Origin of the sequence: Paraburkholderia phenazinium (assembly GCF_900100735.1) — a bacterium.
Classification (GTDB): Bacteria; Pseudomonadota; Gammaproteobacteria; order Burkholderiales; family Burkholderiaceae; genus Paraburkholderia; species Paraburkholderia phenazinia.
Genome location: NZ_FNCJ01000002.1, coordinates 1 through 19,284 on the forward strand (window position 1 = coordinate 1; position 19,284 = coordinate 19,284).

A 19,284-nucleotide genomic window follows, 5' to 3' on the forward strand; every position below is an offset into this window, starting at 1 on the left:
CACGCCGCTGCTGCCCAACAATGGCCTCGCTGTCCTGCGCGGCAATATCGCGCCGGACGGCGCGGTGATCAAGCCGGGTGCAGCCGATCCGAAGCTGCATGTGCATACCGGCCGCGCCGTAGTGTTCAAGGACTACAACGACATGGCCGCGCGCATCGACGACGACGCGCTCGATATCGACGAAACCTGTGTGATCGTGCTGCAGCACGCGGGTCCGGTAGGCGCGCCGGGCATGCCGGAGTGGGGCCAGTTGCCGATCCCGAAGAAGCTGCTGCAAAAGGGCGTGCGCGACATGCTGCGCATCTCCGACGCGCGCATGAGCGGCACGAGCTACGGCGCATGCGTGCTGCACGTGGCGCCGGAATCGTTTATCGGCGGACCGTTTGCGCTGGTGCAGGACGGCGACCTGATCGAGCTGGACGTGCCGCAACGCAGACTGAACGTGCTGGTATCGGATGAAGAACTGGCGCGCCGCAAGGCGGCGTGGGTGGAACCTCAGCCGCGCTTCACGCGTGGCTACGGCGCGATGCATCAGGTGCATGTGATGCAGGCCAACAAGGGCTGCGACTTCGACTTCCTGCAGCGCGATGGCGCGAGCGGCGCCAGTAGCTGCAGCAGCGCAGGCGAGCCGGAGATTCACTGAGTTAGCGCTTGGTCCTATCGAAGCAGGGTGCCTCGATAGGACCTACGATTCGCTCAGGGCCGCGGGATGATTCGTGGTGTATCCTGCGGCCGTTGAATGCCTGCTGCCGCCAGGCATCAAGAGCCGACGCGGTACACCCGTCCCGTCTGCGCTCCTTCGACGCTGCGCAGATAAGCCTGGGCGGCGCGCTGTGCGGTCACCGCTTCGAAGCCGTAGAAAAACGGCCCATACGCTTCGAGCGATTCCGTCAGCACGGTCGGGCTGACTACGTTGATACGGATGCCGCGCGGTAGTTCAATCGCTGCGCCACGCACAAAACCTTCCAGCGCGAGATTGACCGTGGTCGCGTTCGCGCCCTGGCGGATCGGCTCGTCGGCGAGGATGCCGCTCGTCAGCGTAAACGAGCCGCCGTCGTTCACATACTGCTGCGCCGTCAGCACCACGTTGATCTGTCCCATCAGCTTGTCGCGCAAGCCGACCCAGAACTGCTCGACGGTCATCTCGGGCAGCGGCCCGAAATGCAGCTTGCCCGTGGTGGTGACCACGCCATCCACCTTGCCGATCTCGCGAAACAGCTTTTCGATGCTCGCGGGGTCCGTGCTGTCGACGCGATACTGGCCGCGCGTTGCGCCCACCTCGATCACTTCGTGGCGAGCTTTCAATTCAGCGGTCACGGCCCGGCCAAGCGTACCCGTTGCACCAATAACGACGATCTTTGTCATATCCGACCTTGAATGTTGAATGTGGCCTTCATTGTCTGCGCGACGCGCGGTGCGAAACAGGGCGTTTGGCTTGCAGGTCCTTAAACCTGGAGTTTCGAATCAGCCGCGTGCCTACTTCACGCGCTGCAGTTCGATCACGCGGGTGGGACGCATATGATTGAGCGCAAAGTGAATGCGCCCGCGGTCCTGACGGCTGCCTACTGGCCGCGGATCGTCGAACTGATGGTCTTCGTCGTACGTCGATTGCGGCGCGATCATGCCTTTGTCCACTACCGTATAGCCCGGCTCGAGCGCGAGCAGCAGATGATTGCCGCCCACCCGGCTATCGAAGCCGGCGAGGCCGTCGCGCGCTTCCGGCACGCTGTTCACGAGCGAGGCGTTGCTGGTGGTGACTTCGTCCGGACCGATCGGACTGTGTCCGGCGAGTCGTGCCGCTTCGAGATTCTTGCCGTCCGTGTCCACCGTGCTGTCGTGGGTGCGGTCGTTGTGCAGATCGGTGCTGCTTGGGCCGCCGCCGCCGGGTTTGCTAGCGGTGTTGACAGGTTTTTCAGTGTCGCTGTTCATCATGCTTTCTCCTTGAGGACAACCTGGGTGAGATAGCAGCAAAACTTGTTCCGGAGATCCCTGAGGCGAGCTGCACACCCTCCGGTTTACGCCTCTCGCGCGGCTGACATTCTTTTGATTTTTTTTTAATCAACGCGTATTTTCTAGAGAGTATGATCTTACTCCGACGAGCGAGCGCGCTCAAAAAATGACGGCTTCTGCCAAGCCGCTTTCAGCCAAGCCGATGAGAGACGGCGACGCGCCGCTCCTACCACTACATGAGGCAGTCAGGGCGGGTGACACATGCACTTCGATGCTGCATTTACACATCGCGGCTACTTACTAAACTGCGCACCAGCGCGGGCGGGAGACGGAACTTGGCAACCTTACGTGGTGATCTCCCGTTCGAGTGACGGCGAGCTGGTCGCTAACCGTTTTTTTCCGACGGATTTCCGCTTCGCTGACGAAGCCGCCGCGATCGCGCATGCGCGCGACTGGGCGGTTCGCTGGATCGACGCCAGCAGCGTCACGATTTGACGCAGCTGGCGTGGATGTAGCGCTGCACGAGCGGCGGGAAAACGCGGTAATCTCTGGGGACAATTCACTCTGAACCGTGCTTGCCGTACGGCCGCCGTCCTCACCATGCCAAACCATCCTTCCCGCAACTGGGGCCTCGAGCAGATCGTCGCCGATCTGCGCGCATCGCGCGAGCAACTGCATCGCACCCGCCATCCGCGCGGCATTCGCGAACTGCCGTCACGTGACGCGGTGAGCAGCATCGTCACCGGCCTGCGCGCCGCGCTTTTCCCGACCCATTATGGTGCGCCCGATTTGACCGACGAGACCGTCGATTATTACGTCGGTCACACGCTCGAAAGCACCTTGCGGCTGCTAGCCGAACAAATTCGTCGCGCTTTGCGATTTTTGCCCGAGCACGGTGAGACCCCAGATGCGGAACTCGCCGAGCGGGCCTTCGAAGTGGCCCGCGAGTTCGGCACGCAGTTGCCGGGTATCCGGGCGCTGCTGGTCAGCGACATTCAGGCTGCCTTCACAGGCGACCCGGCCGCGCAGCACATCACCGAAATCCTGCTTTGCTATCCCGGCGTCTGGGCCATGACGCACCACCGTCTCGCTCACGCGCTTCACAAGCTCGGTGTGCCGCTCCTGGCACGCTTTATCAACGAGATCGCGCACTCGGCCACCGGCATCGACATTCACCCTGGCGCGCAAATCGGGCCGAGCTTCTTTATTGACCACGGCACGGGTGTGGTTATCGGCGAGACCGCCATCATCGGCGAACGTGTGCGGGTGTATCAGGCGGTCACGCTCGGTGCGAAGAGTTTTGCCGCGGATGTCGACGGCACGCTCGTCAAGGGCAATGCCCGCCATCCGATCGTCGAGGACGACGTGGTGATCTACGCTGGCGCCACGATTCTCGGCCGCGTGACGATTGGGCGTGGCTCGGTGATCGGCGGCAATGTGTGGCTCACGCATAGCGTGCCGCCGGGCAGCAGCGTCTCGCAAGGCAAGGTTCGCGAAGGCGATCGCAACGACGAAGGGCGGCGCTGATGCTGGCGCTGCCGCGTCCTCGCTAGCACACGGGCCCATGGCTGCCAGTCGCGTTCAGATGCCGCGCTGTGCCCTCGCCGGGGTAGAGGCGACGGTCGCGGAAACTGCGCACGCGTTTCCCCGTCATTCGCATGACCGCTTCGGCGTGGGCGTGATCGTGCGCGGCGGGCATCGCTCGGCGAGCGGACGCGGCCTCGTCGAAGCGCGCGTGAACGACGCGATCATGGTCAACCCCGGCGAAGTCCACGACGGCAGTCCGCTTGATGAGCGTGGCCGCGCATGGCGCATGCTCTACTTCGAACCGGCATTGCTGCACGACGCGGCGCTCGAGTTGGCTGCAAAGCGTCCTGGCGTCGTACCGCGCCAGATTGAATTGACGCAGCCTGTCGCTCACGACCCAGTGTTGAACGCGCTGTTCGAACGGCTGTTCCTGGTGTCCGTCACGTTGGTGGGTCCTGGCGATGCGCTCGCACGCGAGACGGCGCTGCTGCAGATGCTCGGGCATCTCGGGCGCCATCACACCACGCTGAGCGGTGCATCCTCGCGCGAGGAGGCCGGTCCGGTTACGCGCGCCAAAGCGCGGATCGACGACGATCCCGCCGCGCAGCTAACGCTCGCGGAGCTGGCTGCGGAGGCGGGTATGAGCCGCTTCCAGTTGCTGCGCTGCTTCGCGCAGCAGATCGGGCTGCCGCCGCATGCGTACCGTATGCAGCGGCGGGTGGTGCTGGCCCGTCAATGGATCGCGCGTGGCGCGACGCTTGCCGATGCGGCGGCTGCCGCCGGATTTGCCGATCAGAGCCATATGACGCGCGCTTTCGTGCGCCTGCTCGGCGTAACGCCGGCTAACTACGCCGCGGCGACTCGTTAAGCGCGCTGAGCCCACCAAGCCCGCCACGCCCGTTCAATCGCGGGCTGCAATTTCGTTCAAGACCGCTCGCCATCCGGCTCCTAAGCTGACCGCTCATTCAATCAAGAACGGCGGCGGCATGAATTCGCGTTACCTGGGTTATCTGTTGTGTGGTCTGGCGATGATCGGCGTGGGCAGCACGGTAGTGGTCAGCAAGTCGATCGCGGCCGGACTGCCGCCGTTTTCCGCCACGGCGTTGCGCTTTGCGATTGCCTTTCCGGTGTTTCTCCTGGTAATGCGTGTGCGCGGGGTGCGCTGGCCGCGTCTCGGACGGCGCGACGTGCTATTGCTGATCGCGCAGGCCGGGGCGGGCAGCGTCGGCTATACGGTGTTTCTGATCAGCGGCATGCGGCTTGCATCGGCTGCGGATGCAGGGGTAATAGCGGGCACTTTGCCGGCTGTCTCGGCGCTGGTGGCCATGCTGGCGCTCGGCGAGCGGCCCGGCCCCTCGCTGATTGGCGCGATTGTCCTGGCGACTTTAGGCGTGCTGGTATGCACGGTGCGTGTGGAAGATCTCAGCGCGCCGCATGCAGCCGGTTCGTTAGCGGGCGATGCGCTGGTGTTTGCCGCGATTGTTTGCGAAGCCCTGTTCATTCTGCTGAATCGCAAGCTGCGTACGCCGATCGCCGCGCTGCCGCTGTCGGCCTTGATGAGCGGCATAGGCCTGGCGGTGGCCATCGTGCCGGCATGTTTCGAACAGGCATGGCGTCTGCCGTTCGATACGAGCGCGCTGGCCGGAGTGGTCTACTACGCGCTGGTGCCGACGGTGGGTGGGTTCGTGTTGTGGTACGCGGGGGCCGCACGGATCAGCGGCGCGGAAGCGGGCCTCATGACGGCGCTGGTGCCGGTGAGCACGGTGGCGATGGCGGCTGCGCTACTGCACGAACCGGTGTCGAGCGCGCAGCTTGCCGGAGTGGCCTGCGTGCTCGGCGCGCTCTTGCTTGCGACCGTGGGGCAGATGAGGCGCGTGCCGCGTCGTGGTTCGGCGTGAGGCCGAGTGAGCGATGTGCCTACGTATTTGCCACCGCCACGACACCGGGATTGCCGACGATCGACAGGAACTCGCGCCGGGTCGACGGATCGGTGCGAAACGTGCCGAGCATGCGCGAAGTGACCATGGTGACGCCGGCCTTGTGCACGCCGCGCGTCGACATGCATTGATGGGCCGCTTCGAGAATCACGCCGACGCCCTCGGGTTGCAGCACTTCGTTGAGCGTATCGGCGATCTGCACGGTCATCTTCTCCTGGATCTGCAGGCGCTTGGCGAACGCATCGACGAGCCGCGCCAGTTTCGAAATGCCCACTACCCGGTGACCCGGCAGATAAGCGACGTGCGCGCGGCCGATGATCGGCACCATGTGATGCTCGCAATAGCTCTCGAAGCGGATGTCCTTGAGCACGATCATTTCGTCGTAGCCATCCACCTCCGAGAAGGTACGCGCAAGGAGTTCGCGCGGATCGACTGCATAGCCCGCGAAGAATTCCTCGTAGGACCGCACCACGCGCGCCGGTGTGTCCAACAGGCCTTCGCGCTGCGGATCGTCGCCGGCCCAGCGCAGCAATACGCGCACGGCGTCTTCTGCTTCGTCGCGCGTCGGGCGTCCCGGGGCTTCACTTTGCCTGGTCTTCTTTGGCTTGCTGCTCATCCTTCGTTCCTCCGGGGCCGCGTCCGCGCGTTGAATAGGGTTCCAAACGGTGGCAGACATTGTTCCATGTTTTGCGTTGCGGCGGGCGCGGCGCTTATTGCGCTTACATGGACGTTCCCCACTGCCAAGGGCATGCGGACTATCTCGGCCATTCGTCCATGGCGTCGTTAAAGAGTTCGGCGACCACACCACGCAGCCACCCCGCCCGTGGATCGTTATGAAACTTGCGATGCCAGTGCTGCTTCAGATCGAAGCGCGGCAGTTCGAGCGGCGGCTCGACCAGCGTGATGGAGGCGTGTTCGGAGACGTAAGCAAAGCCGATTGCGTGCGGCACCGTGGCGATCAGGTCGGTGCGTGCGAGGATGAACGGCAGGCTCATGAAGTGCGTGGTCTCCAGCACCGCGCGGCGCCGGATGCGCTTTTTCTCGAGGAACTGCTCGAGCACTTCCTGGCTGCGGCCTTCGGCGCGCACCACGGCATGCCCGCAGGCGACGAACTGCGATAGCGTGAGCGGCTCGCGGGTGAGCGGATGATTGCTGCGCATCAGGCAAATGAATCGATGCGTGAAGAGGCGCTGTTGAAAGAAGTTGTTACCCGACAGGTCGGGGAAGTAGCCGACTGCGAGATCCACGTCGCCCGATTCGAGACCGCGTTCGACTTGCGAGGGCGGCAGCGAAACCGAGCGTAGATTCGCGTTGGGTGCGCGCTCGGCAAACAGTTGCAGCAGGCGCGGCAGGAACACGATTTCGCCGACGTCGGAGAGGGCGATGGAAAATGTGCGGGTGGTCGTGGCCGGCTCGAAGTCTTGCACGTCCAGCATGCCCTGCTCGATGCGCAGCAGCGCTTCACGTGCCGCAGGAATCAGCGCGAGCGCACGCGGCGTTGGCTCCATGCCGCGCGAGGTGCGCACGAAGAGCTGATCGCCGAAGTATTCGCGCAGCCGTCCGAGCGCCGTGCTCACGCGTGGCTGGCTGACGCCGAGACGCTCCGCCGCGCGGCTCACGTTGCGGGTTTCCTCCATCGCGACGAGGTAGGGGATCAGGTTCAGGTCGAGTTCGGACATGCGGGCGGTGGCGGGGGAGTATCGGGGAGGCGTATACACCGTACCGCTGAAATCGCCTTGCCGTATATTGGGGAAAGCGCCGAGGATTGTTCGATTATCTGATTTTACGTTCGTTAGGCGAACTCGCTCAGCCAGTCATGCAGCGCACCCCGCACCTCTTCGATCACCGGGTTCCATTCGCGCAGTTCGCGTTGCCGGAACAGGCGCATGGACGGATACCAGGGGCTGTCGGTTCGACCGTTTAGCCATCTCCATTCAACGTAGGCGGGTACCAGTACCCATACTGGCCGGCCAGCCGCACCGGCAAGATGGGCCACGGACGTATCTACCGTGATCACCAGGTCGAGCGTTTCAAGTATCGCGAGGGTATCGGTGAAGTCTTCGATTGATGGCCCGAGCGTATGCAGGTCAAATTCCTCGGCCAGCGCCTCGCTTTCGCGCTCACGCTCGCCTTTCTGCACCGAGAACCACGCCGTTCCCGGCAATCCGAAAAGCGGCTTCAGCATATCTAGCGGGATAGAGCGGAACCGGTCGAAAGCGTATGCGGGCCTCCCGGCCCACACGACACCGATTCGACGGCGCCTGGCATCGATGCTTACTGGTGAGAGGGCTTCAATGTGAGTCCGCCAGCGATGCACCTTTTTAGGTGTTGCGAACACATACGGGATCTCGATGCCAGGCAGCATCGATAAATCCAGACCCATATGTTCCGGAATTTTTAGCAGATGGGTCCAGTAGTCGTAAGGTCCGGGTGGAGGCTCCGAAGAATACACGGCCCGTATGCACCTCATGGTCGCTGCGACCTGTGCGACCGGCGTGGGGACGACCAAATCGACTGTCGCACCTTGACGGTGTAGCCATTCGGCAAACCTGATGCACTGAATTTTATCGCCGTCTCCCTGTTCTCCGACGAGCAGGAACTGGCACCCTGCCACTGGTTCGCCGTTCCACTCTGGAAAGTCGAGTGGAATGAGCAAACTGGCTTTGCTACCAGGGAGTGCATAGTACGCTTTGTGTCGTGCCCAGCCTTCCTTGAACTTGCCGCATGCAAGCTGGACACAGGCAAGGTGATACTGCATTTCCGGGCTGTCGGGCCAGAGTCGCGCGGCCTCCATGCTATGCGGCAGACTTTCCACTATGTTGCCCGGGACGCTCAGCGCTAGCGCCGCATAGTGATGCAGCCTGGCGCTTGCCGGATAGATGGCAAGTCCCTGCCTTGCAACACTCAGTGCATCGCTGAAGCGGTCGTTTTTGTAGAGGACGTAAGCGAGTGCTTCCAGCTCGTTCGCGTTGCCCGCAAAGCGCGCCCGGAGCTGTGCGAGCGTTTCATCAAGCTGCGGCGTGCGCCTGGCCTTCGCCAGGGCGGAAACCAGGTCGATTCCATCGCGGGGACGGGTGGAGTCGAGTGTCCATGCACGTATCCAGTAGTCCGCAGCATCGTCAATCTGCCCATGTTTTGAACTGATCCGGGCCATCGCCCGCAGCGCATGATGCAATTGCGGCTCTAACGCCACGGCCTTTGCGTAATGAGCTTTGGCTTCGACGAGGCGGCCGGATGATCGCAGGCAGTCAGCCAGATTTCGTTGTAGGGTTGCCTTGTCAGGGTCCAGATCGAGCGCGCGATAATAGAACGCTTCGGCTCGAATAGGCTCGCCTTTCAGAGCTGCAATCAGGCCAGCGTGCTCCCATAGCTCGGCGCGCTCAGGGGCAGCCAGCACGGCACGCTCGATATAGGTCTGTGCCGCATTCATGTCCTCCAGATGCACGCTGGCGAGTGCCAGGCGGTGTAGCGCATGCGCGTCGTGCGGACGCTCGGCTAGCACCGTAAGATAGGCGTTCGACGCGTCGCTCATACGACGAGCGGAAAAATCAGCATCGGCGCGTGCAAACAGAGCGTCTACGCACGCTGCGCCGCTGCCCGGGTCATTCAGTTCTAGCATTTGCAGGGGCCGCCTTCATTATTCTGCGTTCTGGTCGTATTGCGCCAGAAGTCACGCCTCTCGCCCGTTCCAACGAACGAGAGGCGTTATCTCTCATCGTTCCAGCTTGTGCTGACTTATTGGGTGTAAGTCGCCGTCAGGATGCTGCCGTTCAGTTTCGCCTGAGCCGATACGATCACGTAATAAGCACCCGCAGCGGGGTTCGCCATCGTACAAGTCGCGGTATTTCCGTTGAACAGCTGAGCCTGGCATTGCGGATGAAGCACAGAGGGTGTTCCTGCCCGCAGATACAACCAGCCCCGTTCATTCGTAGTTGTCGGCTTTAACGTGATGGTCACACCCTTGACACCGTTCGGAATGTCAAGTTCGTAGTACTGCATATCGTCAGTTTTGGCGAAGAGCGATGTGGGCGTGTCGACCAAAAAATAGTTAATGGCAGGCGGTAAAACCTGAAACGGACGTGAATACGTACTCGTCGCGCCGGCACTGTCCGTAACGGTCAGTTTGATGTTATAGGTGCCACCATAATCGAAATTTCTGACCATATTGATAGGCGTTGTAGCTACATAATCCGCCGCACCGTCGCCGAAATTCCACGCCCAGGATTTGATAGCCGTTCCTCCCCGCGCAGTGGACAGGTTGATACACGTTATCTGCATGAGCTTCGGCGATTCCGAGCACGAAAAATCCGCCGCTGCAGGGATCTTTCCAGACTTCGCAGCCGTAACTGCGGCTGTCGCATCGACGATGCCCAGAGCGAACGGCCGATCCGGCTTCTTCGGCGCGAACGGCTGAGCGCTCTGCTGTATGAGGGTCCGCATTTCCGCCACCGTCAGAGGCTTGGGCGCGACGGATTGCACAAGCGCGGCGACGCCGCTGACCATCGGTGCCGCCTGGGATGTGCCGTCCAGGACGCCGTAGCTTTCGTTGCCAGGCGCTGTTTTTCCGTCATTGTAGGTAGACCAGATACCCGAGCCAGGTGCAGCAATGTCCACGGTGGGACCATAGTCTGAATTGACCCATCGCGAGCCATCGGAGTTGGTCGCCCCGACCGTAATGACGTTACGACAGCTAGCGGGCTGAACACGCGCTGCGTCGGCATCGTAGTTGCCGGAGATGGCAACGACTATGGCTCCTCTACTGCTTGCGTCATCGATTGCGTCCTGTAACGATGCCTGACACTGGCCATTGGCCTGAAGGCTCACGTTGATCACTTTCGCAGGATTCGGATTGACGGGCGCGTTGGGCACAGTTCCGCCTGCAGCCCACCTGATGCCATCCGCCATATCGGATAACCAGCCACCGGCGCAGTTCGTCACGGTCCGCGCAGAGACGATCCTGGCTGCTGGCGCAATTCCAGCGATCCCGATACCGTTATTGGATACCGCTGCCATAATGCCGGCCACGTGCGTTCCGTGCCAGGTAATGGCACAGGTCTCGCCGGCCTTATTCGCAGGCTGCACGCCGTCACCGCCCAGGTTGCCATAAGGGCCCGAGCTGAAGTCGTAACCGGGCAAGACATTAGGGCTCAGATCGCTGTGACTTGTAACGCCGTTATCCACCACTCCGATGACGATTCCCGCGCCGCTCGCGAGATCCCAGGCGCCTTCAGCACGAATCCCCGCCGTTGTGACTCCCGGCATCTGATTTGAAGTTAATGCCCACTGCTTGCCATATAACGGATCATTCGGTGATGACCCTATGCTGGTCACGGTATCCGGTTCCACGTACTCAACGTCAGGGTCCGAGGCAAGAGCGCGCATGAACGCCTTGGAATCCTTTGCGTTGAGCTTGCGCTCTGTCGTAACCACATCCGAGCCTATACCCATGCGGCGTAAGTGATGGGCCCGCGCTGGGAATGTGCTTTTCAGTTTGTCGAGCCTTGATTGGACGGCGGCAGTTGCACCACGTTCGGCGGTGCCGGTTTTGTATTTGACGATGAAGCGGTCGGTCTCCGTGTCGGATGTAATACTGCTCGTCTTCATCTTTAGCGAAGTTGCGAGCGGAACGTTGTTCGAACTGGCGGCGCTTGCCGCCGCCGCGACTTCCGTCATGCTTTGTGCCGTTGGCGTTGCCCCGGCTGCCGGGTCCACGCCGCTGTCCCCGCCGCATGCGGCGAGTGCCAGCGAAAATACAATCGAGACGCCGCCAGCGATCGCCCGCGGGGCGCTTGCGTTGTTCGACCACCTCAGGCTGACCTCGCAAATGGTTTTGCAGAAACCGGCCGGTTTGTCGTTATGTCTCTCTGTTTTCATTCTTCGTTTATCCCTCTAGCGGCTCATCAAACCCATTCGCCGCTTTCGATTTGAGTTTTGGCTTGCGGACTGATGTCGCGAGCGCGACCCGCATGCCGACTGCCTAACAGACTTCAGTCAAGCTTTGAAGTTAATATTCCTAACTAAATAAGAAGCATCCGCCGCGTTGCCGCATGACCTGCCTCCTCGGGTAGTCCGGACGCCAGGTTGACGAACGTCTTATCCCGACATCGATAATACTGTTCCTGATCAAGATAAAAAATCAGAGGCGTTCGTCTTGTTAATCAGAAGATTTACCCGGTGCGTCAGACGCCAGACTCGCTGGACACCACGCTTCATAATCGGCTTATGGATAGCCCCGCCTTGACAACGTGTTCCGGCCGCTTTCATAATGCGCCAATGCGTTCGCTAAACGAATCAGTGTTCGTGTAACGAACAAAATCGCGTTGATCGGATCTGGTCGGCGCGCTATGACCAGGACGTGGAGACCGTCCCGCGTGTCGTTCACCACGGCTTGCCAGCCAGGCAAGTCGCGGCGGCACAAGCGGTCCGGCGCGAGGCGTTCTAAAGGGAATCCGACATGATCAACAAGATTTTCGAGTCACTTCAAGCGGCGGTAGCCGATGTGCAGGACGGCGCCACCGTCATGATCGGCGGCTTCGGCACAGCCGGCATGCCGTCCGAACTCATCGACGCACTGATCGAGCAGGGCGCGCGCGAGCTCACCATCGTCAACAACAATGCGGGCAATGGCGACATTGGCCTTGCCGCCTTGCTCAAGGCCAAGCGCGTGCGCAAGATCATCTGCTCGTTTCCGCGCCAGACCGATTCTTATGTGTTCGACGCGCTCTACCGCGCCGGTGAGATCGAACTGGAACTCGTGCCGCAGGGCAACCTCGCTGAGCGCATTCGCGCAGCAGGCGCGGGCATCGGCGGTTTCTTCACGCCCACGGGATACGGCACGAAACTCGCCGAGGGCAAGGAAACCCGCCTGATCGACGGCAAGCATTACGTGCTCGAATCGCCGCTGCACGCCGATTTCGCGCTGATCAAGGCATTCAAGGGCGATCGCTGGGGCAACCTGGTCTACCGCAAGACGGCGCGCAACTTCGGTCCGATCATGGCCAGCGCGGCAAAGACCGCCATCGCACAGGTTTCCAGGGTGGTGCCGCTCGGCGAGCTCGATCCCGAAGTGATCGTCACGCCCGGCATCTTTGTGCAACGCGTGATTGAAGTGCCGCAAGCCACGCATCAAGCCGAACTTGCATCCGCGACGGCCGCCTGAGGAGACCCGACATGAAAAAACTGACTCGCGATGAAATGGCGAAGCGCGTCGCCCAGGATATCCCTGAAGGCGCGTATGTGAATCTGGGCATCGGCGTGCCGACGCTGGTGGCCAACCACCTCGGTGCCGACAAGGAAATCTTCCTGCACAGCGAAAACGGTCTGCTCGGCATGGGTCCGGCGCCCGCACCCGGCGAGGAAGACGACGAACTGATCAACGCCGGCAAGCAGCATGTCACGCTACTGACGGGGGGCGCGTACTTCCATCATGCGGATTCGTTCGCAATGATGCGCGGCGGCCACCTCGACTTTTGCGTGCTCGGCGCGTTCCAGGTGTCGGCCAAGGGCGACCTGGCAAACTGGCACACTGGCGCGCCGGACGCGATTCCGGCGGTCGGCGGCGCGATGGACCTGGCAATCGGCGCGAAGCAGGTCTATGTGATGATGGAGCATCTGACCAAGCAGGGTGAGAGCAAGATCGCAGCCGAGTGTACGTATCCGGTGACGGGTGTGGCTTGCGTGGACCGCATCTATACCGATCTGGCCATGATCGACGTGACCGCTGATGGCCTCGTGGTGCGCGAGATCTTTTCGGACATCGATTTCGATGCGCTGCACAAATTGACCGGCGTGCCGTTGATCGACGGCACCCAGGGCGCACGCGCCGCGTGACCTTGGCGCGGCGTTTGGCGACAATGGTAGCCAACGCCGCGCGCCGCGCCGGTTTTGCCACGCACCGCGCGGACCCGATCCCTTTCTCTGTCTGACCCACTCCATCATGCTCGAAGCCAGTGCCCGCCTGACCGGTCTCCTCTGCGGCACGCAGCCGATGAACGACATCTGGTCGCCACGTGCGACGCTGCAAAAGATGCTGGATGTCGAAGCGGCACTCGCGCGGGCCTCGGCGGCGCATAAGGTCATCCCGCTTGCGGCGGTGGCGGCGATCGAGGCGGCATGCCATGCCGATCAACTGGACGCCGAGTCCCTGGCGCGCGACGCGGCGCTCGGCGGCAACCTCGCCATTCCGCTCGTCAAGCAGTTGACCGCACGCGTCAAGGCGGCGGATGCGGAAGCGTCGAAGTACGTTCATTGGGGCGCGACAAGCCAGGACATCATCGATACCGCGACTGTCCTGCAACTGCGCGATACCTTCGATCTGCTCGAACCTCACTTGCATACCACCTGTGCGGCGCTTGCCACGCTTGCCCGCAAACATCGCGCTACGCCGATGATCGGCCGCACCTGGTTGCAACAGGCGTTGCCGATTACGCTGGGCCTGAAATTCGCCCAGTGGCTCGATGCCTTGCTGCGCTATCGCGAGCGGCTCAATGAGTTGCGCAAGCGGGTACTGACGCTGCAATTCGGCGGCGCGGCCGGCACGCTCGCGAGTTTGCGCGAGGCGGCCCCGGCGGTGACCCAAGCGTTAGGCAAAGAGCTGAACCTGAGCGTGCCCGCCGTGCCGTGGCATACGCAGCGCGATCGCATCGCCGAAACCGCGGCGTGGCTCGGCATGCTGATCGGTACGCTCGGCAAGATGGCCCGCGATATTTCGCTGCAGATGCAAACCGAACTGGGCGAACTGGGCGAACCGGCCGCGGCAGGCAAGGGCGGTTCGTCGACCATGCCGCACAAGCGCAATCCGGTCGGCTGCGCGGCCGTGCTGACCGCCGCAACCCGCGCACCCGGCCTCGTCGCCACCGTGCTGAGCGGGATGGTGCAGGAGCACGAACGCGCCCTCGGCGGCTGGCAGGCCGAATGGGACGCGCTGCCTGATCTGGCCCGCCTCGCAGGCGGTGCGCTTGCCAACATCGAACAGATCGTGAGCGGCCTGGATGTCAACGTCGCGCGGCTTGCGGCCAATCTCGAGGTCACCCATGGGCTGATTCTCGGCGAAGCGGTGATGCTCGCGCTCGGCGATAGCATCGGCCGGCTCGAGGCGCATCATCGGGTCGAGCAGGCCTCGAAGACTGCGGTACAAACCGGCCAAAGGCTCTTCGACGTCCTCGCCGCCGACCCCGCAGTCACACAACATCTTTCGGTCGAGCAACTGCAGCGCCTGCTCGATCCGGCTCAATACGTCGGTCAGGCGCACGCCTATGTCGACGCCGTGCTTGCACTGCATGGCGAGCGCGCCGACCACGCCACCTCTCAGGAGTAACAGAATGCCCTACGCCGCAGTCAACGGCATCGAGCTTCACTACCGGATCGACGGTGACCGGCACGGCCATGCACCGTGGATCGTGCTGTCGAATTCGCTCGGCAGCGATATGTCGATGTGGACGCCGCAAGTCGCCGCACTCTCGAAGCAGTTTCGCGTGTTGCGTTACGACACGCGCGGCCATGGCCACTCGGAAGCGCCGAAGGGGCCCTATACGATCGAACAGTTGAGCGGCGACGTGCTCGGCCTGATGGATACGCTGAAGATCGCCAAGGCGAATTTCTGCGGTATCTCGATGGGCGGCCTGACCGGTATCGCGTTGGCGGCGCGTCATGCGAATCGCTTCGAACGGGTCGTGCTGTGCAATACCGCCGCGCGCATCGGCTCGCCGGAAGTGTGGGTGCCGCGAGCCGAGCGGGCGCGCAAGGAAGGGATGCTGGTGCTTTCGGAAGCGGTGTTGCCGCGCTGGTTTACCGGCGAATTCATTGCGCGCGAGCCGTTGATGTTCTCGGTGATCCGCGATGTCTTTGTCCATACCGACAAGGAAGGCTACGCCAATAACTGCGAAGCGATCGATGCGACCGATCTGCGTCCCGAGGTGTCTGGGATCAAGCTGCCTGCGCTCGTAATCTCTGGCACGCATGATCTGGCGGCGACGCCGGCCCAGGGCAAGGAACTCGCCGCCGTCATCCCGGGCGCGCGTTATGTCGAACTGGACGCCTCGCATATTTCCAACATCGAGCAAGCCGACGCCTTTACGAAGACCGTGCTTGACTTCCTCAAGGAGCCGCAATGAACGACGACGAACGTTACGAAGCCGGAATGAAGGTGCGCCGCGCGGTGCTCGGCGACGCGCACGTCGACCGTTCTTTGGCTAACCGTACCGAATTCACGGAAGAGTTTCAGAATTTCATCACGCGTTATGCGTGGGGCGAAATCTGGACACGCGAAGGTTTACCGCGACACACACGCAGCCTGGTGACGATCGCGCTGATGGTCTCACTCAATCGCAGCGAAGAACTGGCATTACATCTGCGCGCGGCGAAGAACAATGGTGTGACGCACGAGGAGATCAAGGAAGTGTTGTTGCAGACCGCGATCTATTGCGGCGTGCCGGCGGCCAATTCGGCCTTCCATCTGGCCGACAAGCTGTTCCGCGAAGACGACGGCACCTGACGCGATTAGCGGCAAGAATCACAAGAAGCGCGGGCATCGCACCGCGCTCATTCCGGAGACAATCATGACAGGCTCGGCGCTTGGCGCAACCCGCACGCTCGACGTGCAGCAGTTTATCGACGAACGGCGCTTCTCGCCGTATCAATGGTTCGTTTTGATCCTGTGCTTTCTGATCGTTGCGACGGACGGTTTCGATACCGCCGCGATCGGCTTCGTTGCGCCTTCGCTTGCGCAGGAATGGCACGCCACCAAGGCGGCCTTAGCGCCGGTGATGAGCGCGGCATTGGTCGGGCTCGCGATTGGCGCGCTCGCAGCAGGCCCGCTCGCGGACCGTATTGGCCGCAAGAAAGTGCTGGTGGGATCGGTGCTGGTGTTCGGCGTGCTCAGTGTTGCGTGCGCGTTCGCCGGTTCGGTGACGGAGCTGGCGGTGTTGCGTCTCTTGACCGGTATCGGTCTTGGCGCGGCAATGCCGAACGCCACCACGCTGACCTCCGAATATGCGCCCGCTCGCAAGCGCTCGTTTCTCGTCAACACGATGTTTTGCGGTTTTACCGTGGGCGCGTCGGCCGGCGGTTTGGTCGCAGCCGCGCTGATTCCGCACTACGGCTGGCGCAGCGTGTTCGTCGCGGGCGGCATCATGCCGATCGTGCTCGGCTTCGTGCTGATCGCCTTGCCCGAATCGATCCGCTTCATGGTATTGCGTGGCTGGTCGCTGGAGCGGATCGCCTCCGTGCTGCGGCGCATCGCGCCAAACGAGTCGTTCGATAACGTGCGTTTCGTGTTGCCGGAAGATCCCGCCGTGCAGCGCAAGACGGGCGGCTCCGTGGTGCTGTCGGCGCGCTTCAGGACCGGCACCATCATGCTGTGGATTACGTACTTCTCCGGGCTGTTGGTGTACTACATGCTGACGAGCTGGCTGCCTACCTTGATCCGCGATACAGGCTTCACGGTGCGGCAGGCCGCGCTCGTTACCGCGCTCTTTCCGTTCGGCGGCGGGGTTGGGTCGATTGCGGTCGGCTGGTTGATGGACCGCTTCGAGCCGCATCGCGTGATTGCGATTACCTACGTGCTGACGGGCCTGTTCGTGTGGATGGTGGGGCAGCAGTCGGGTAGTCTCGTGTGGCTTGCGGCCATTACGTTCATTGCGGGCGTTTGCATGAATGGGGCGCAGTCGTCGTTGCCCACCCTGGCCGCGGCGTTCTATCCGACTAGCGGGCGCGCTACAGGTGTCGCGTGGATGCTGGGCGTCGGGCGCTTCGGCGGCATTCTCGGGGCGTTTTCCGGTGGACTGCTGCTGCAGGCCAATATTGGTTTCAGCACGATCTTTGCGCTGCTGGCCGTGCCGTCGCTGATCGCAGCGGGGGCGTTGATGGTCAAGCGCTCCGCCGCGCATCGCGCAGCGGGTGCTAACCTGCCGCCGGAAGCGGCTTGAGGGGGCGTCCTGATTGGGGGGCTCCTGAGGAACAGGCATAGCTTCTTGCTTGACCCTCACGCAACGTAAGGTTCTAGCCTACGTGCAGGCATGAAGAAAGGAGCGATCTCGATGTTGCTAAAAGTGGGTGAACTGGCGCGGCGATCCGGCATCACGGTGCGCACGCTTCATCACTATGACGCGATCGGGCTGCTTCGTCCTTCGGCCCGCTCCGATGCCGGCTACCGCCTTTACAACCGTGCCGATATCGCCAGGCTGCATCAGATCCAGGCGATGCGGCGGCTGGATTTGTCGCTGGCCGACATTGGGGCCTTGTTGGCAAGACCGGATTCGACACTCTCGACGGTCATCGAGCAGCAGATCGTTGCGCTGACTCGACAGATCGACCGTGCAACCGACCTGCGCGATCGCCTTAATCGTCTGCGCGGGCAGTTGATGACGGGAGAAGAACCGGATCTTGCTGATTGGCTAACCACGTTGGAGCTAATGACCATGCAGGACAAATACTTTACGCACGACGAGCAGAAGCAACTCCGTCTGAACAAGGCCGACATGGCGACCGATTGGCTCGCTTTGATTCAATCGGCGCATGGCCTGATTGATCGGGGCGTTGCGGTGGAAAGCGCCGAGGCCCAGGCGCTCGCGGCCCGTTGGACCGCCATGGTGGACAACTACACAGGTGGCGATCCGCGCCTGCTCAGCAGGCTCGACGCGATGCATCGCAGTGAGCCGTCACTGCAGACACAGAGCGGCATCACGACGGAGTTGCTTGCCTACCTGACGCGCGCCATCCGGCATTCGAAGCTTGATCTGTACGCGAAATATTTCTCGCCGCAAGAACTGCAACGGATGCATGACCACGATAGCCGTTACGTGGCTGAGTGGCCTAGCCTTGTCGCAGACATTCGCCGCGAAATGGAGCGTGAGACAGCCGTGGACGACCCGGTGGTTCAGCGGCTGGCACAGCGCTGGATCGACATCGTCAACTCATACGTCGGCACGGACCCGGAAGCGCATCGCAAACTTCAGGCGGCGTACGACAATGAGCCTGCGATTCTGGCAGGCACGGGGATCGACCGGGACCTGCTCGCTTATATCCGCGAGGCGCAACTCACGTTGCAACCGCTGCAGCAGCAATGATGCTTCGCGGCTCGCGGTGATCGTCAAATGGAGTGACGCCGCCGCGAGCGGCGAGACGAATGGTTCACGCAGGGCCGGCTACGGCGTGTTCTCGCGCACGATGCCGGCCTCTTCAACCGGCACCTGCGCCAACACCGCTCGCAACACCGTTTCCTTGATGACCTCACGCCAGTGCGCGAGCGCAGCCTTGTCCATTAGCGCCTCGCCGAGGAACGCGCTCAGCGTGTATTGGTTGGCGTTATAGAAATACCCCAGCGAGGCAATCATGATGTAGACATCGCGCGCCGCGATGCTGCCACGAAACACGCCTTTCGCCTTGCCCGCATCCAGCACCTTCTGGACCACGGAAATGGCATAGCCGGAAATATCGCGCAGCTTGGAAGACTTCTTGGCGTGCTTGCCCTGATGCAGATTCTCGCTGGACAGCAGTGTGACGAACTCGGGATGATCGAGGTAGTACTGCCAGACAAACTCCACCACCTGCGTTAGCCCACGCACGGGATCGTCGAGGTCCAGATCGAGCCGGCTTTCGGCTTCGTTGAACTGCGAATAGATCGTCTCGAGCACTTCGACGAACAATTGCTCCTTGCTGCCGAAGTAGTAGTAAATCATGCGGTCGTGCGAGCGTGCAGCTTTCGAAATGCTCTCGACCCGGCCGCTCGCGTAGCCTTGCTTGGCAAATACCTTGATGGCGGCCTTCAGAATCTTGGCGCGCGTATCCTGGGCCTGCTTCGCGCGGATGCCGGTGGCGCCCGTCTTGCGGGCGGCAGTTGGACTCATGGGCTGCCTCGGTTCTCTCTGATAGG

18 protein-coding genes and 1 pseudogene are annotated in these 19,284 nt (G+C 62.1%); 12 read left to right on the top strand and 7 right to left on the bottom strand.

Annotated elements, in window-relative coordinates:
• Positions 1-643, top strand: a pseudogene (locus BLQ92_RS03890) (dihydroxy-acid dehydratase); the annotation flags it as partial.
• A 116-nt stretch (positions 644-759) separates the two neighbouring features.
• On the opposite strand, the gene BLQ92_RS03895 reads toward BLQ92_RS03890, so the two are convergent.
• Both BLQ92_RS03895 and BLQ92_RS03900 read right to left on the bottom strand, forming a co-directional pair.
• On the bottom strand, positions 760-1,365 hold the full coding sequence (locus BLQ92_RS03895; protein WP_090681924.1) for a short chain dehydrogenase: 606 nt from the start codon (positions 1,363-1,365) through the stop codon (positions 760-762).
• A 111-nt stretch (positions 1,366-1,476) separates the two neighbouring features.
• Entirely contained in the window at positions 1,477-1,929 is a 453-nt protein-coding gene (locus BLQ92_RS03900) for a DUF3005 domain-containing protein (protein WP_090682900.1), read from the bottom strand.
• A gap of 282 nt (positions 1,930-2,211) precedes the next feature.
• On the opposite strand from BLQ92_RS03900, the gene BLQ92_RS03905 reads away from it, so the two are divergent.
• The 4 genes from BLQ92_RS03905 (at position 2,212) to BLQ92_RS03920 (ending at position 5,375) form a co-directional block, all read left to right on the top strand.
• Entirely contained in the window at positions 2,212-2,445 is a 234-nt protein-coding gene (locus BLQ92_RS03905; protein ID WP_074296310.1) for a hypothetical protein, read from the top strand.
• A 105-nt stretch (positions 2,446-2,550) separates the two neighbouring features.
• Positions 2,551-3,477: a serine O-acetyltransferase EpsC gene (gene epsC / locus BLQ92_RS03910; RefSeq protein WP_090681925.1), complete on the top strand. Its 927-nt coding sequence runs from the start codon at positions 2,551-2,553 to the stop codon at positions 3,475-3,477.
• 37 nt (positions 3,478-3,514) lie between these two features.
• Complete coding sequence (locus BLQ92_RS03915) at positions 3,515-4,345, top strand: AraC family transcriptional regulator (RefSeq protein ID WP_090681927.1); 831 nt, start codon at positions 3,515-3,517, stop codon at positions 4,343-4,345.
• A 118-nt stretch (positions 4,346-4,463) separates the two neighbouring features.
• Entirely contained in the window at positions 4,464-5,375 is a 912-nt protein-coding gene (locus BLQ92_RS03920) for a DMT family transporter (RefSeq protein WP_090681928.1), read from the top strand.
• Between the two features lie 19 nt (positions 5,376-5,394).
• On the opposite strand, the gene folE is transcribed toward BLQ92_RS03920, so the two are convergent.
• The 4 genes from folE to BLQ92_RS03940 form a co-directional block, all read right to left on the bottom strand.
• On the bottom strand, positions 5,395-6,030 hold the full coding sequence (gene folE / locus BLQ92_RS03925) for a GTP cyclohydrolase I FolE (protein WP_090681930.1): 636 nt from the start codon (positions 6,028-6,030) through the stop codon (positions 5,395-5,397).
• 139 nt (positions 6,031-6,169) lie between these two features.
• Positions 6,170-7,093, bottom strand: a complete 924-nt coding sequence (locus tag BLQ92_RS03930; protein ID WP_090681932.1) for a LysR family transcriptional regulator — start codon at positions 7,091-7,093, stop codon at positions 6,170-6,172.
• 113 nt (positions 7,094-7,206) lie between these two features.
• Entirely contained in the window at positions 7,207-9,033 is a 1,827-nt protein-coding gene (locus BLQ92_RS03935; protein WP_090681933.1) for a tetratricopeptide repeat protein, read from the bottom strand.
• Between the two features lie 116 nt (positions 9,034-9,149).
• Entirely contained in the window at positions 9,150-11,288 is a 2,139-nt protein-coding gene (locus tag BLQ92_RS03940; RefSeq protein WP_090681935.1) for a S8 family serine peptidase, read from the bottom strand.
• Between the two features lie 580 nt (positions 11,289-11,868).
• Between BLQ92_RS03940 and BLQ92_RS03945 the strand changes: the two genes are divergently transcribed.
• The 7 genes from BLQ92_RS03945 (at position 11,869) to BLQ92_RS03975 (ending at position 18,478) form a co-directional block, all read left to right on the top strand.
• Entirely contained in the window at positions 11,869-12,573 is a 705-nt protein-coding gene (locus BLQ92_RS03945) for a 3-oxoacid CoA-transferase subunit A (protein ID WP_090681937.1), read from the top strand.
• 11 nt (positions 12,574-12,584) lie between these two features.
• A complete protein-coding gene (locus BLQ92_RS03950; protein ID WP_090681938.1) occupies positions 12,585-13,244 on the top strand; it encodes a 3-oxoacid CoA-transferase subunit B in 660 nt (219 codons plus the stop codon).
• 106 nt (positions 13,245-13,350) lie between these two features.
• Positions 13,351-14,730: a 3-carboxy-cis,cis-muconate cycloisomerase gene (locus tag BLQ92_RS03955; RefSeq protein WP_090681940.1), complete on the top strand. Its 1,380-nt coding sequence runs from the start codon at positions 13,351-13,353 to the stop codon at positions 14,728-14,730.
• Between the two features lie 4 nt (positions 14,731-14,734).
• The gene (gene pcaD / locus BLQ92_RS03960; protein WP_090681942.1) at positions 14,735-15,526 is read left to right on the top strand and encodes a 3-oxoadipate enol-lactonase; all 792 of its coding nucleotides are present in this window, start codon (positions 14,735-14,737) and stop codon (positions 15,524-15,526) included.
• Positions 15,523-15,906: a 4-carboxymuconolactone decarboxylase gene (gene pcaC, locus BLQ92_RS03965; protein ID WP_090681943.1), complete on the top strand. Its 384-nt coding sequence runs from the start codon at positions 15,523-15,525 to the stop codon at positions 15,904-15,906. Before pcaD ends, pcaC begins: the two co-directional genes overlap by 4 nt.
• A 64-nt stretch (positions 15,907-15,970) precedes the next feature.
• Positions 15,971-17,338, top strand: a complete 1,368-nt coding sequence (locus tag BLQ92_RS03970; protein WP_090681945.1) for an MFS transporter — start codon at positions 15,971-15,973, stop codon at positions 17,336-17,338.
• A 123-nt stretch (positions 17,339-17,461) separates the two neighbouring features.
• Positions 17,462-18,478 (top strand): MerR family transcriptional regulator, encoded by a 1,017-nt coding sequence (locus BLQ92_RS03975; RefSeq protein WP_244106308.1) that lies wholly within the window; start codon positions 17,462-17,464, stop codon positions 18,476-18,478.
• 78 nt (positions 18,479-18,556) lie between these two features.
• On the opposite strand, the gene BLQ92_RS03980 is transcribed toward BLQ92_RS03975, so the two are convergent.
• Entirely contained in the window at positions 18,557-19,258 is a 702-nt protein-coding gene (locus tag BLQ92_RS03980) for a TetR family transcriptional regulator (RefSeq protein ID WP_090681948.1), read from the bottom strand.
• Between the last annotated feature and the right edge of the window lie 26 nt (positions 19,259-19,284).